The sequence below is a fragment of the Halomonas saccharevitans genome (assembly GCF_032333995.1).
Classification (GTDB): Bacteria; Pseudomonadota; Gammaproteobacteria; order Pseudomonadales; family Halomonadaceae; genus Halomonas; species Halomonas saccharevitans.
This window is the reverse complement of record NZ_JAVXUR010000002.1, coordinates 259,676-273,213: the sequence shown is the minus strand read 5'-3', so window position 1 is coordinate 273,213 and position 13,538 is coordinate 259,676. Positions and strand designations below refer to the sequence as shown.

Annotated in this window: 13 protein-coding genes and 1 tRNA gene; 12 read left to right on the top strand and 2 right to left on the bottom strand. The window is 68.5% G+C overall.

All coding sequences use genetic code 11. The features are described 5' to 3' along the window. Positions 1-50 precede the first annotated feature (50 nt). The 8 genes from cheY to RSO68_RS06710 all read left to right on the top strand — a co-directional run bounded on the left by cheY (position 51) and on the right by RSO68_RS06710 (position 8,456). The gene (cheY, locus tag RSO68_RS06745) at positions 51-440 is read left to right on the top strand and encodes a chemotaxis response regulator CheY (RefSeq protein WP_315585899.1); all 390 of its coding nucleotides are present in this window, start codon (positions 51-53) and stop codon (positions 438-440) included. A 36-nt stretch (positions 441-476) separates the two neighbouring features. Beyond that, entirely contained in the window at positions 477-1,166 is a 690-nt protein-coding gene (gene cheZ / locus RSO68_RS06740) for a protein phosphatase CheZ (RefSeq protein WP_315585898.1), read from the top strand. A 135-nt stretch (positions 1,167-1,301) separates the two neighbouring features. Then, complete coding sequence (gene flhB / locus RSO68_RS06735) at positions 1,302-2,468, top strand: flagellar biosynthesis protein FlhB (protein WP_315585897.1); 1,167 nt, start codon at positions 1,302-1,304, stop codon at positions 2,466-2,468. A gap of 8 nt (positions 2,469-2,476) precedes the next feature. Continuing rightward, positions 2,477-4,549 (top strand): flagellar biosynthesis protein FlhA, encoded by a 2,073-nt coding sequence (gene flhA / locus RSO68_RS06730; protein WP_390882395.1) that lies wholly within the window; start codon positions 2,477-2,479, stop codon positions 4,547-4,549. Between the two features lie 3 nt (positions 4,550-4,552). Next, on the top strand, positions 4,553-6,781 hold the full coding sequence (flhF, locus tag RSO68_RS06725) for a flagellar biosynthesis protein FlhF (RefSeq protein WP_315585896.1): 2,229 nt from the start codon (positions 4,553-4,555) through the stop codon (positions 6,779-6,781). Next, positions 6,778-7,266, top strand: a complete 489-nt coding sequence (locus RSO68_RS06720) for a hypothetical protein (RefSeq protein ID WP_315585895.1) — start codon at positions 6,778-6,780, stop codon at positions 7,264-7,266. The genes flhF and RSO68_RS06720 overlap by 4 nt, the downstream gene beginning before the upstream one ends. Then, positions 7,263-7,688 (top strand): flagellar protein FlhE, encoded by a 426-nt coding sequence (locus RSO68_RS06715; RefSeq protein ID WP_315585894.1) that lies wholly within the window; start codon positions 7,263-7,265, stop codon positions 7,686-7,688. The genes RSO68_RS06720 and RSO68_RS06715 overlap by 4 nt, the downstream gene beginning before the upstream one ends. Before the next feature lie 63 nt (positions 7,689-7,751). After that, positions 7,752-8,456 (top strand): RNA polymerase sigma factor FliA, encoded by a 705-nt coding sequence (locus RSO68_RS06710; protein WP_315585893.1) that lies wholly within the window; start codon positions 7,752-7,754, stop codon positions 8,454-8,456. 55 nt (positions 8,457-8,511) lie between these two features. On the opposite strand, the gene RSO68_RS06705 is transcribed toward RSO68_RS06710, so the two are convergent. Beyond that, on the bottom strand, positions 8,512-9,711 hold the full coding sequence (locus tag RSO68_RS06705) for an EAL and HDOD domain-containing protein (RefSeq protein WP_315585892.1): 1,200 nt from the start codon (positions 9,709-9,711) through the stop codon (positions 8,512-8,514). 190 nt (positions 9,712-9,901) lie between these two features. Between RSO68_RS06705 and RSO68_RS06700 the strand changes: the two genes are divergently transcribed. The 3 genes from RSO68_RS06700 to RSO68_RS06690 are packed head-to-tail and all read left to right on the top strand — an operon-like array spanning position 9,902 to position 12,263. Then, positions 9,902-10,753 (top strand): motility protein A, encoded by an 852-nt coding sequence (locus tag RSO68_RS06700; RefSeq protein WP_089848084.1) that lies wholly within the window; start codon positions 9,902-9,904, stop codon positions 10,751-10,753. Then, on the top strand, positions 10,746-11,432 hold the full coding sequence (locus tag RSO68_RS06695; protein WP_315585891.1) for an OmpA/MotB family protein: 687 nt from the start codon (positions 10,746-10,748) through the stop codon (positions 11,430-11,432). Before RSO68_RS06700 ends, RSO68_RS06695 begins: the two co-directional genes overlap by 8 nt. Positions 11,433-11,462: 30 nt before the next feature. Then, complete coding sequence (locus tag RSO68_RS06690; protein WP_315585890.1) at positions 11,463-12,263, top strand: EAL domain-containing protein; 801 nt, start codon at positions 11,463-11,465, stop codon at positions 12,261-12,263. 122 nt (positions 12,264-12,385) lie between these two features. Here the strand turns inward: RSO68_RS06690 and RSO68_RS06685 are convergent. Beyond that, positions 12,386-12,462: transfer RNA gene (locus RSO68_RS06685), tRNA-Arg, on the bottom strand. A gap of 282 nt (positions 12,463-12,744) precedes the next feature. Here RSO68_RS06685 and RSO68_RS06680 point away from each other — a divergent pair. Next, a complete protein-coding gene (locus tag RSO68_RS06680; protein ID WP_315585889.1) occupies positions 12,745-13,488 on the top strand; it encodes a c-type cytochrome in 744 nt (247 codons plus the stop codon). Positions 13,489-13,538 lie beyond the last annotated feature (50 nt).

Below are 13,538 nucleotides of genomic sequence, written 5' to 3'. Positions count from 1 at the left end.
GGCATCGACGTGCCGGCCCCGTATATGCCACGACTGAAAGAGGATATCCGATGGCAGACAAGAACATGAGCATCCTAGTGGTGGATGATTTCCCGACCATGCGCCGCATCGTGCGCAGCCTGCTGAAGGAGCTCGGCTTCACCAACGTGGAGGAGGCCGAGGACGGCCAGGACGCCCTGAACAAGCTCAAGGCGGGTGGCTTCGAGTTCGTGGTCTCGGACTGGAACATGCCCAACCTCGACGGCCTGGACATGCTCAAGCAGATCCGTGCCGACGACGGCCTCAAGGATCTGCCGGTGCTGATGGTCACCGCCGAGGCCAAGAAGGAGAACATCATCGCGGCGGCCCAGGCAGGCGCCAACGGCTATGTCGTCAAGCCCTTCACCTCGGCCACCCTGGAAGAAAAACTCAACAAGATCTTCGAAAAACTGGGCATGTAAGGCGGCCGGCAGGTCCGGCACCAAGGAGCGAGGATGATGAGCAACGAGATGCCGTCCCAGGATCCCCCGCAGGAGGCCAGCGACGAACTGGTTCAGCGGATCGGACAGTTGACGCGCATGCTGCGGGAGAGCATGCGCGAGCTGGGACTCGACAAGGAGATCGAACGGGCCGCCGAGGCGATCCCCGATGCCCGTGATCGACTCAGCTACGTGGCGACCATGACCGAGCAGGCGGCCGAGCGAGCGCTCAACGCCATCGACCGGGCCCAGCCGCTGCAGGACGACCTCAGCGATCGGGCCGAGTCACTGGACGCACGCTGGGCAGAGTGGTTTGCCGAACCCAAGGAACTCGACGAAGCGCGCGAGCTGGTCCAGGACACCCGGCAATATCTGGGCGACGTGCCCCAGCGGACCCGGGCGACCAACCAGGAACTGCTCGAGATCATGATGGCCCAGGACTTCCAGGACCTGACCGGCCAGGTGATCAAGAAGATGATGGACGTGATCCGCGAGATCGAGCATCAGCTGGTGCAGGTGCTGATCGACGCCGTCCCCCAGGGCAAGGCCCGCGAAGACCTCCAGAAGCGCGCCACGAACCAGTGGCAAAGCGACGACCGGCGGCGCGAGGAGGGGCTGTTGAACGGCCCCCAGGTCAAGCCCGAGGCCGAGGGCATCGTCACCGGCCAGGACCAGGTCGACGACCTGCTGGACGAGCTCGGCTTCTAACCCCCTTCCCACCCCGCTCCTGATCAGGCCGAGAGTCGCGGATAAGACCGCGATTACCGGCCCTTTTTGACGCATCACCCCTTCCCGCTCAGCGACACAATGGCCAGGGTCCGCCCGACTGCCCGGTGAATGGCCATGGCCGACCAAGACAGCGACCAGGAAAAGACCGAAGAGGCCACTCCACGACGACTGGAAAAGTCGCGTGAGGAGGGCCAGGTCGCCCGTTCCCGGGAGCTGGCCACCTTCATGCTGCTGCTGGCCGGCGTGATCGGACTCTGGTCGATGGGCGGCCTGCTCTACGACCAGCTGGGCGTGGTCATGGAGCAGGCCTTCCTGTTCGAGCGGCGCCAGGCGCTTCACACCACGCCGATGCTCACCACCGCGCTGGACCTCGGCGAGCGTACGCTCTACGCCCTGATGCCGCTGTTTCTGCTGCTGACGGTGGTGGCCCTGGTCGCCCCGGCGCTGCTCGGGGGCTGGCTGATCTCGGCCAAGTCGCTCAAGCCGCAGCTATCGAAGCTCAACCCCCTCAAGGGCCTGAAGCGCCTGTTCGGCGTCCAGGCGCTGGTGGAGCTGGCCAAGGCGATCGCCAAGTCGCTGCTGGTGGGCAGCGTGGCCGTGACGTTTCTCTACCTGAACCGCGGCGACTTCATGGCGCTGATGGATCAGCCGATCCAGCAGGCGCTGGCCAAGGCGATGGGGATGGCCGCCGAGGCCTGCGGCCTGATGGTGCTGACCCTGCTGGTGGTGATCCTGATCGACGTGCCCTACCAGCTGTGGAGCCACGCCAAGAAGCTGCGCATGAGCAAGGACGAGGTGAAGCGCGAGCACAAGGAGTCCGAGGGCGACCCTCAGGTGAAGGGGCGCATTCGCCAGCAGCAGCAGGCAATGGCGCGCGGCCGCATGATGAGCAAGGTGCCGGAAGCCGACGTGATCATCACCAACCCCTCGCACTACGCCGTGGCACTGCAGTATGAGGAGACCGGAATGTCGGCGCCGCGGGTCATCGCCAAGGGCGCCGACGAGGTCGCCGCTCGTATCCGCGAGGTCGGCGAGGAGCACGGCGTGCCTCGGCTGGAGGCGCCTCCGCTGGCCAGGGCGCTGTATCACCACGTGGATCTCGACGCCGAGATTCCGGCCGACCTGTTCACCGCCGTGGCCGAGGTCCTGGCCTGGGCCTTCGGCCTGAAACGCGCAGCCAAGGAGGGCGGCGAAGCGCCACCCTCCCCCGAGAATCTTCCGGTGCCGGCCTCTCTCGAGATCCCGGCACGCGACGCCGATACTGACGAGGCACGTCCATGAAGGCCTTGATGAACCAATACCTGGGCCAGCGCGACTGGATGGCCCACGTGCCCATGAAGCTGCTGGCCGGCCCGCTGCTGATCCTCATGATCCTGTCCATGATGATCCTGCCGCTGCCGCCCTTCATCCTGGACCTGCTGTTCACGTTCAACATCGCCCTGGCGATCATGGTGCTGCTGGTGAGCATGTTCACCCAGAAGCCTCTGGATTTCGCCGCCTTCCCGGCCGTGCTGCTGTTCACCACCCTGCTGAGACTGTCGCTCAACGTCGCCTCGACCCGCATCATCCTGATGGAGGGCCACCAGGGCGGCGACTCGGCAGGCAAGGTGATCGAGGCCTTCGGCGAGTTCCTGGTCGGCGGCAACTTCGCCGTGGGCCTGGTGGTATTCCTGATACTGGTGATCATCAACTTCATGGTCATCACCAAGGGTGCCGGGCGCATCGCCGAGGTCGGCGCCCGCTTCATGCTCGACGCCATGCCGGGCAAGCAGATGGCCATCGATGCCGACCTCAACGCCGGGCTGATCGGCGAGGACGAGGCGCGACAGCGGCGCAGCGACGTCTCCCAGGAGGCGGACTTCTACGGCTCCATGGACGGCGCCAGCAAGTTCGTACGCGGCGACGCCATGGCCGGCCTGGTGATCATGGTGGTCAACGTGATCGGCGGCCTGCTGATCGGCATGCTCCAGCACGACATGGGCTTCGCCGACGCGGCGCGCACCTACACCCTGATGACCATCGGCGATGGCCTGGTCGCCCAGATTCCCGCCCTGGTGATCTCCACCGCCGCCGGCGTCACCGTCTCCCGGGTCACCACCGACCAGGACGTCGGGCAGCAGATGATCAGCCAGCTGTTCGTCAATCCCCAGGTGTTGATCCTGGCGGCCGCGGTGATGGGCCTGCTGGGGCTGGTGCCGGGCATGCCCAACCTGGTGTTCCTGATCTTCACGGCGCTGCTGGGCGGGCTGGCCTGGTGGCTGATGCGCCAGAAGGAGCGCCGCCTGGTCGAGAAGGAGATCGCCACCGAGGCGCCCCCCTCGCCCGAGGCCCCGGAGGCCAGCTGGGAAGACGTGCAGCTGGTCGACACCCTGGGCCTCGAGGTGGGCCATCGGCTGATCCCGCTGGTGGATGCCCGCCAGCAGGGCGAGCTGCTCGGTCGCATCAAGAGCGTACGCAAGAAGTTTGCCCAGGAGGTCGGCTTCCTGCCGCCGGTGGTGCACATCCGCGACAACCTGGAGCTCGGCGCCAACGCCTACCTGCTGACCCTGAAGGGCGCGGAGATCGGCCGCGCCGAGGCCTTCCCCGGGCAGTGGCTGGCCATCGATCCGGGCCAGGTGACCGGCGAGCTCAAGGGCGTGGCGACCCAGGATCCCGCCTTCGGCCTGCCGGCCATCTGGGTCGACGGCAGCCAGCGCGAGCATGCCCAGGTCTACGGCTACACCGTGGTGGACGCCAGCACCGTGGTGGCCACCCACCTCAACCACCTGCTCCACCGCCACTCGGCCGAGATGCTCGGCCGCGCCGAGGTGCAGAAGCTGCTCGACAAGCTCAAGGAAGAGCAGCCAGGACTGGTGGACGACATCGTGCCCAAGGCCATCTCCCTCACGGTGCTGCAGCGCCTGCTGCAGAACCTGCTCGAGGAGGAGGTCTCGATCCGCGACATGCGCACCATCCTCGACGCCCTGGCCGAGCACGCCCCGCAGCAGCAGGATCCCCACGAGCTCACCGCGCTGGTGCGCGTCGCCCTGGGTCGCGGCATCACCCAGCAGTGGTTCGCCGGCCGCGACGAGCTCAAGGTCATCGGCCTGGACAGCCAGCTCGAGCAGATCCTGACCCAGGCGATGAACGGCAACGGCGCCCTGGAGCCCGGCCTGGCCGATACGCTGATGACCCAGACCGAACAGGCGCTCGAGCGCCACGAGGCCAGCGGCGAGCCGCCGGTGATGGTGGTGCAGCACAACCTGCGGGCGATGCTCGCGCGCTTCCTGCGCCGCCGCCTGCGCCATCTGGCGGTGATGTCCCAGGCCGAGATTCCCGACGACCGCACCTTGCGCGTCACCACCGTAGTGGGAGGTCGCTGATAGATGAGCGTGATTCGATTCGTGGGCCAGACCAGCCGAGAGGCGATGCGCCAGGTGCGCGAGTCGCTCGGCGACGATGCCTTGATACTGGCCAACCGGCACACCGAGCAGGGCGTCGAGATCCTCGCCATGGCCGACGACGCCGTGGAGGGCATGACCGCCGCGCCGGCGCCCTCACTGGCGGCCCCGTCGACTCCCCCGCCTTCGCCTGCCGCCGCGCCCGCCCTGCCGACCGGCGAGGCGGCGGTCGATGGACAGGCTCTGCACGCCATGAGCGAGCAGCTGCTGCGTGAGATGCAGGACATGCGCACCCTGCTGGCCCGGGAGCAGACGCGCCACGCGCCGGCCCGCGACGGCCGCACGCGCTTGAAGCGCCTGCTGCGCGAAGCCGGCTTCGGCGAGGCCCTGACCGACGAGCTGCTGGCCGCCCTGCCGGCCGAGCTCGACGCTGCCGAGGGCGACGACGAGCGCCCGCTGGCCTGGCTGCAGCGCCGGCTGGCGTCGCGACTCGCAGTCCTCGAGGAGGAGGAGGGCTTCTTTGCGCCGCCCGGCATCGTCTCGCTGGTCGGCCCCACCGGGGTGGGCAAGACCACCACCACGGCCAAGCTGGCGGCGCGCTTCGTGCAGCGCCACGGCGCCGACCGGGTCGCCCTGATCACGACCGACAGCTTCCGCATCGGCGCCCACGAACAGCTGCGCATCTATGCCGAGATCCTCGGCATTCCGATGCATGCCCTGGCCCCCGACCAGCCGATCGACAGCCTGGCGCCGCTGCTCCGGGGACGGCGCTGGGTGATCATCGACACCGTGGGCATGAGCCAACGCGATCACCGCATCATCGAGCAGATCGCCCAGCTGCAGGGCGGGCGCGTTCGGGTGCGGATGGTACTGCTGCTCAACGCCGCCAGCCAGCCGGAGACCCTGGAGGAGGTGGCCAGCCGCTATGGCCAGGCCGCCCGCGCCGCCGGGGCGGAACTGAACGACTGCCTGCTGACCAAGCAGGACGAGGCCGGCCGCCTGGCGCCCGCCATCGAGACGGTCCTGCGCCATGGGCTGCGCCTGGCTTTCGTCTCCCACGGCCAGCGCGTTCCCGAGGATCTCGCCCTGGCCGATCCCCGGGCGCTGGCCATTCAGGCGCTCGCCACCCGCTCGCCCCTGCCGCTGGATGAGGCGCCGGCGACACCCCGCCCCCGGGCGACGACCAGCGACCTGCTGGGACAGGGGCGGCGGCTCTCTTCCGCCCTGAGCGGGTTGCGTCGCGGGCTGGCCGGGGTCACCGACCTCGAGGCGGCCTGGGATCTTACCGCGCTGCCCGAGGAGCTGCAGGCCCCGCGCCTGGACGCCCTGCTCGAACGAGCGGCCGAACAACAGGCGCGCGTGGCCACGCTCTGGGCCCCGCGGCGCCCGCTAAAGGGCCGCAACTGGGCGATGCCCGACCTCGGCCTGGACGCCCACGGCCACTGGCTGGCACTGCCGGACCTGCAGCACCGACAGAGCGCCGGCCCGCTCAACCGGTTGATCCGGGCCGAGGCGGAGCAGGGTGTCAGGGTGCACCTGCTGCCCGGCCTGCCGGATGCCGAGACCTGGCGGTGGCTGACCGAGGGCGAGGGCATATGGTCGAGCCAGGTCCGCGCCGGCCAGCGGGTTCGCCACGGCGGCGAGCGTCGCGCCCTCTCCGAGCTAGCCGCGCTGGCGACCCCCGCGACGACGGTCGACGCGCGCCTGCGCGGCCAGCCGTGCCGCGTCGCGCTGTCACGGCTCAGCGTCACGGCCGCCCCGAACCCGCGCAGGGAACAGGGTTCCGAGACGCCCCTTGAGGCCTGGTTCGCCGAGCTGAGCGATCCCGAGAGCGGCGACGCGCTGGGACGACGCTTCTGGCTGACGACCTGCCGCCACCCCGAGGATGCCGTGCCCTTGCTGCTGCGCTATCTCCAGGCGGAAGGAGTCACCCAGCAGACGCGGCGCGCCGAGGAGCGCCTGGTGGAGCTGCTGCCCGCCCGGACACGCCCCGAGCTGCGCCTGCTGCTGGCCGCCGGCATCGCGACCCAGGCCAGCCACCTCGAGCACATCGATGACGAGGCCGGCCAGGATCTGCGCGCGGAGCTGCTGGGCCTGGTGGGCGGCCGCCGTCGCCGCCGCGACACCGCGCTGCTCGAGGCGCTGCTGACGCTGTTCAGTGCGCGAGACGCCATGCGCCAGCTGGGCGCCGCCAGCGTGGAGAACATCGAGTGACCGCGTGCGACCAGGCGGCGGGCCTTCGCCAGTGGGCCGGCACACAGCAAGGCCCCGACTCGCCTCGCGCTCAGCCTCGTGCCAGCACCGCCGGGGCGCCGCCGAGGACGCTGGTGGTAGTCGGGTTACCGGGCAGTTCGCCCGACCAGGCCGGCCGGGTCATGACGCTGCTCGAGCACTGGGCGGCCGAGGGGCAGCGCTGGGTAAACGACCCGGCGCAGTGGCGGGTGGTGCCCCTGGCGATCAGCAGCCCGCACCTGCCGCTGTTGCTGACCCAGCAGTCACGCTGGGCGCTGTGGGTGGGCAGCGATCCGGACGCCTTTCGCCAGGCGTTCGCGGTACTCAGACAACTCCATGAGCGACAGGGGCCACGCCGGCTGCTCGCCGTGCACGCCCCCGATCTGCCCCGCCGGGGGCTTTTGAACAACCTGCAACAGGCGGCCTGGCGCTACCTGGGTATCGATCTGCTGGTGATGGCGTCATGAGGCCCTCGAGACGATTCGCCCCGCGCCCCGACCGTCGATGCTGGCCGGCCCTGGCGCTGCTGCTGGCAGTTGCCAGCACCGAGCTTCAGGCCGCCGGCAGCTGGGTCGCCGAGGCCCCCGCGCTGCGCGTCAGCGTGCTCGGGCGCGATACGGTGTCCGCCGCCCTGCGGCCGGGCGGCATGCCAGCCGAGGGCGAGGCCATCACCAGCATCACCTGGCGCTATCGGTTGCCGCCGGGCCGCGCCCTGAACGCCCGGCTCTGCCACCCGGCCGGCTGTGTGGCGCTGCCCGCCATGCGCGGCACCACCCGCGCGCTGGCCGGGCTGCCGGCCGATGCGCCGCTGGCGTTTCACTTCTCGCTGCCCCGGGGAGAGGATCCGATCAGGGTCGGCGGGCTGCAGGTGATCGTGAACCATCGGTAAAACCGAATCCGGCAACGCCACCCCGAAGCGCGGGTGGCTGCCGGCCAGCTGTGAGGCACGAGGATGTATACCGCACAAGGGAAGATCGATCAGAGCGCACTGCTGACGGAGTACCTGCCGATGGTGCGCCGCCAGGCACTCGCCCTGCAGGTTCGGCTGCCCGCCAGCATCGAACTGGACGACCTGATCCAGGCCGGCACCGTGGGACTGCTGGAGGCCATGGGCCGCTTCAATGCGGGACAGGGCGCCAGCTTCGCGACCTTTGCCAATCAGCGGATCCGCGGCGCCATGCTTGACGAGCTGCGCAGCCGGGACTGGCTGCCGCGCAGTGTGAGGCGCAGCGCCCGAGCCGTGGACGCCGCCGTGCGGCGGCTGGAGCAGGAGCTGGGGCGCGCGCCCGAGGAGACGGAGATCGCGGCGATGCTCGAGATGCCCCTGGCCGACTACCGACGCCTGCTCAACGACACCAACAGCGGCCAGCTGCTGCCCTTCGAGGAGCTGATGGCCGAGGGCGGCGAGTCGCGGCTCGAGAGCCGCGCCCTGGAAGGCCCCTTCTCGCAACTGCTGGATCAGGAGAAGCGCCAGCGGCTGGTCGAGGCCATTGAGGAGCTGCCCGAGCGCGAGAAACTGCTCATGGCCCTCTACTACCAGGAAGAGCTCAACCTGAAGGAGATCGGCGCGGTGCTCGGCGTGTCGGAATCCCGGGTCTGCCAGCTGCACAGTCAGGCGGTCAGTCGCCTGCGGGGTCGACTCGCCGAGACCGGCTGAGGGCACACTCCTTGAGAGGCAGGAGGCGAGGGGCCGGAGACGATCGCCAGGGGTCCTAGAGTCGCCCCATCAGCGCCGCGGTCTTCTCCAGGGCATCGAGATAGCAGGCCTGCAGCCGTTCGGCCGGATGTTCGGGGGGATGCTCGCGGGGCTCGCGCTCGTGCTCCTCACAGATCGCCAGGACGGCGCCGATGGGCCCCTCGTGGCGCGCGAGGGCGCGCTTAACGACGTCGGAAAGCGGCACCCGGGCCAGCAGCGTCGCCTGATCCTCCTCGAGCAGGGCCCCCATCATCGAGAACAGGCCCGTGGTGAAGGCGTCCTCGGGATCGATGTTGCGGAAGGGCTCGGCCAGGTTCTGGCACATGAAGCCTCGGATCAGCGCCAGGCGCACCGTGATTCGCGATGACGGCAGGTTGCCGGCCAGCGACATCGTCATCACCAGTCGGCGCAGCTCGTTGAGTCCGATCACCTGCATCGCCCGCCTGAGATCCGACGACGGCTGGCGCTGGCCGAAATGGCTCGAGTTGGCGCGATGCAGGATGGCGACGTGCAGATGGGGCATCTGCAGCAGCAGGTCGTGGAGGCGCAGCAGGTCGGCGTCCTCGCGATAGAGCTCGTTGATCAGCCGCATCTGGGCGGCACGATTGCCGTGCCGACCCCGCGGCCGAGAGGCCTGATACTGCGGCTGAGAAAGATAGCGTCCATTGATGAGGTCACAGCCGGCCTCGAGGCACTGCTCGAGCCGTTCATGATCCTGGATGTGCTCCGCCAGCAGCCGATGCCCCCGCGCCTTGAGGGCGTGCAGGCGCTTGAGATCGAGCGGGACGGAGGCATCGATCTCGACGATGTCGGCGATGGCCAGCAGTTCGGCCTCCATGGGATGGCCCACGGGGTCGGGCACGGCGATGCGGTAGTTCCGCTCGGCGATCCGCGCGAGGCGATCGATCACCGCCGGGGTGATCTCGAGACTCGCCGGCAGGCCGATGATCATCTGCTCCGGCGGCGTCGGCAAGAGCTCCGGGCGCATCAGCCACTCGCCGGGCAGCTCGATGTGAAGCGCTCGCGAGTCCAGCCGTCGATGCTCATCCAGCTCATAGAGCACCGCACTCAGCGCCCTCGCCACGTGGCCGACCGGGTCCTCGTCATCCTCATCATGGAGCTGATAGACGAGCCGATCAGCCACATGGCGGTAGTCGGCATCGTGAATCGGATGCAGTGCGATGGTGAAACGCTCCGTCACGCCCTGGCCTGTCATGCGCTTTCACTCCCTGCGACTGATGCCTGGCAAACAGATGGTGGAGAACCACCAACATTAGATTTTATGATGCGAAGAATATCACCCCGCCGAAGGACTGTGCGTGCTGCGATGCGGCAAGATTAAAGTATCCTGCGCGGCGTCCGATAATCTCTCTATTTCCCCCACCCTTTACGGTCCGGAGCCGAGAATGAACCCATCGACACTGATCGGCATACTGGCCAGCTGCGTGCTCCTCGCCAGCGTCCTGTTCTTCACCGCCGAGTCCCCGCAAAGTTTCATCAACCTGCCGGGGCTCGCCATCGTCGTGGCCGGCACGCTGGCGGCCACCTTCATCAGCTACCCCCTCAAGGAGGTGCTGCGGGTCGTGCGCCTGGTGGCCATCGTCTTCCGGCGCGAGAACACCTATATCCGCGACGACATCAAGGAGCTGGTCGACCTCTCCCGGCTGTGGCTCAAGGGGGACGTGCGCTCGGTGGAAAAGGCCCTGGAGCACACCCGCAACCCCTTCCTGCGCACCGGCATCCAGCTGGTGATCGCCAACACCAAGGAGGAGGAGATCTTCGATCTGCTGCGCTGGCGGATCTCCCGGCTCAAGGCGCGGGAACATGCCGAGGCCCAGATCTTTCGCACCATGGCAACCTACGCGCCGGCCTTCGGCATGATCGGCACCCTGGTCGGTCTGGTGAACATGCTGGAGGTCATGGAGGCGGGGGACCTGCACGTGATCGGTCCGCGCATGGCGGTGGCGCTGCTCACCACCTTCTACGGCATCCTGCTGGCCAACCTGGTGTTCAAGCCGATCGCCGTGAAGCTCGAGCGGCGCACCGAAGAGCGGCTAATCGCCATGAACATGGTGCTCGAGGGTATCTCGCTGATCACCAAGCGACGCCTGCCCTCCTTCATCGAGGAGACCCTCAACTCCTTCGTCGCCAACTACCACGATGAGATCCGCGACCCGCAGTCCCCTGCCGAACTTCGCAATAGCGCTGAGCAGGAGCAAGGCGGGAAGGACCGGGGCGAGAAGGGCCAGCATGCATAACCAGGACATCAGCGAGGCGCTCAGCCCTGCCGGCCAGGGAGAAAGCGACGGCGAAAGCTGGCTGATGAGCTATCTGGACGTCCTGACCCTGCTGATCACGCTGTTCGTGCTGCTGCTTTCGATGGCGGGCAACGGCCTGGCCGAGAGCGGCAGCCAGTACGGCGGCCAGGCCGTGTCACCCGCGGCGTACTCGGCTTCGCTGGCGGTCGCCGGCGGCATGGCGCCCCAGGCCGCCGGCCTGAAACCCCGCCACGACGGCCTGCAGCCGCGCTTCAAGGGACTCGAGATGGAGGGCGTCAGCGTCGCCGAGGGCAAGGGCGGCATCACGCTACGCATCGACAACAACCTGCTGTTCGCCAGCGGCCAGGCGCGCCTGACCGAGGGCGGGCGCCGGGTCCTGCAGGGCATGGTGGAGACACTTCAGACATTCGACGGTCGCATCTCGGTCGAGGGGCATACCGACAACGTGCCCATCGCCACGCGTCGCTTCCCCTCCAACTGGGAGCTCTCCACCGACCGCGCGATCTCGGTACTGCGCCACCTCGTCAAGAGCGGCCTTTCGGAAGCGCGCCTGCGGGCCATCGGCTACGCCGATACCCAGGCGCTGGAAAGCAACGATACCCGCGCCGGGCGCGCCGCCAACCGCCGGGTCGAGCTGCTGCTCACCCGAGATTCCTGACGCCCCGGCACCAGACACCAAGGACAACATATGAGCCACTGCGCAAGAGTAGAGGGGCACTGTGGACGCTGCGAGGGAGAGCTGCCCTTCGACTTCACCATGGCGTTCCAGCCGATCGTCGATATCCGTGAGGCGTGCGTCACCACCTTCGAGGCGCTGGTGCGGGGCCCCGGCGGGGAGTCAGCCTGGAGCGTGCTCTCCCAGGTGAACGGCGACCTGCTCTACCGCTTCGACCAGGCCTGCCGCGTGCGCGCCATCGAGCTTGCCAGCCGACTCGGGCTGCACCAGAAACTGTCGATCAACTTCCTGCCCAATGCGGTCTACGAGCCCGAGGCGTGCATCCAGGCCACCCTCGAGGTGTGCCAGCGCGTGGGGTGGCCGACCGACCGGCTGGTCTTCGAGTTCACCGAGACGGAACGGGTCAGCGACCGGCGCCACCTGCATCGAATCATCGAAAGCTACCGCTCCATGGGTTTCACCACGGCGCTCGACGACTTCGGCAACGGCTATGCCAACCTGGACCTGCTCACCGACCTGAAACCCGACCGCCTGAAGATCGATCGCGAGCTGGTGATGGGCTGCGATCAGGACACCCGGCGACAGGCGCTGATCCGCGCGGTGAAGGGGCTGGGCGACGCCCTGGGCCTGCTGCTGATCGCCGAAGGAGTCGAGACGCGGAACGAGGCCCTGTGGCTGGCGCGCCTGGGCATCACACACCAGCAGGGCTATTACTTCGCCCGGCCCGCCGTCGAGTCGCTGGGCGAGGATCTCAAGCCGACGCTGATCGCGCTGCGCGAGGAGAGCGAGGGCGGGCGCTCCCTCGGGGCCTGAGGCCATGCCCGTCAGGACGTCGACGACAAAAGGCTATCCCGCGACAAGAAAGGCTATTCCGCGACAAAAAGCCCCACGACAACGAAAAGGGCCTACGACGGTGTCGTAGGCCCTCGAATTCGTGGCGCGCCCGGCAGGATTCGAACCTGCGACCCTCGGCTTCGGAGGCCGATACTCTATCCAACTGAGCTACGGGCGCACGGCCTGGCGATGGGTGCCAGGCGGGCGCTATCCTACCCGCCCACCGGAGCGCTGTCCAGCCGCCCTCCCTTCCGGCCCCGAGCATGGTTTGATCCGGGGGGATTTTCCAGGCGTTGGCGATGCCGGTATACTGTCGCCCACTATATATGCGCGCCGTGGCGTCCACCGTCTGACGTGATGCCGAGCGTGATTCCGATGACAGGACCGTCGAGAGGTGGTGAGAGTGAAATCCAGCAAGCTGATCATGGGGTGCCTGGCCGCCCTTGGCCTGAGCACAGGCATGGCCGTTGCACAGGACGACGCGGCGCACGATGCCATCGCGGAACGCCTGAAGCCGGTGGGTGAGCTCTGCCTGCAGGGCGAGGACTGCGGCACCGCCATGGCCGCCGCCAGCGGCGGCGACAGCAGTGCCTCCGCAGGCGGCGCCATCGACGGGGCCGGCATCTACAACAACGTCTGCATGGCCTGTCACGAGACCGGCGCCGCCGGCGCCCCGATCCGCGGCGACGAGGCCGCCTGGAGCGAGCGCACCGGCAAGGGCTTCGAGACCCTGGTGAGCCACGCCGTCAACGGCTTCAACGCCATGCCCGCCAAGGGCGGCAACCCGAGCCTCTCCGACGAGGAAGTCCAGGCCGCAGTGGCCCACCTGGTCGAGCCGGTCATGGACGTGCCCGCTCAGGAGAGCGGCGGCGAGTCCGCCTCGGCAAGTGGCGAGGCCAGCACCGAGGGTGAAGCCAGTGCCGAGGGCGCAAGCGAGACCAGCGCCGAGGCCGCCACGGCCGGCATCGACGGTGAGGCGATCTACAACACCGCCTGCATGGCTTGCCACGCCACCGGCGCGGCCGGCGCGCCGGTGAAGGGCGACGCCGAGGCCTGGGCGGCGCGCCTCGAGAAGGGCACCGAGACCCTCTACAGCCACGCCATCAACGGCTTCAACGCCATGCCCGCCAAGGGCGGCAACATGTCGCTCTCCGATGCCGAAGTGCAGGCGGCGGTCGACCATATGGTCGGCGCCGTGCAGTAAACCTCCGGTCACGGAAACGCAAGCGGGGCGCCCTTGGGCGCCCCGCTTGC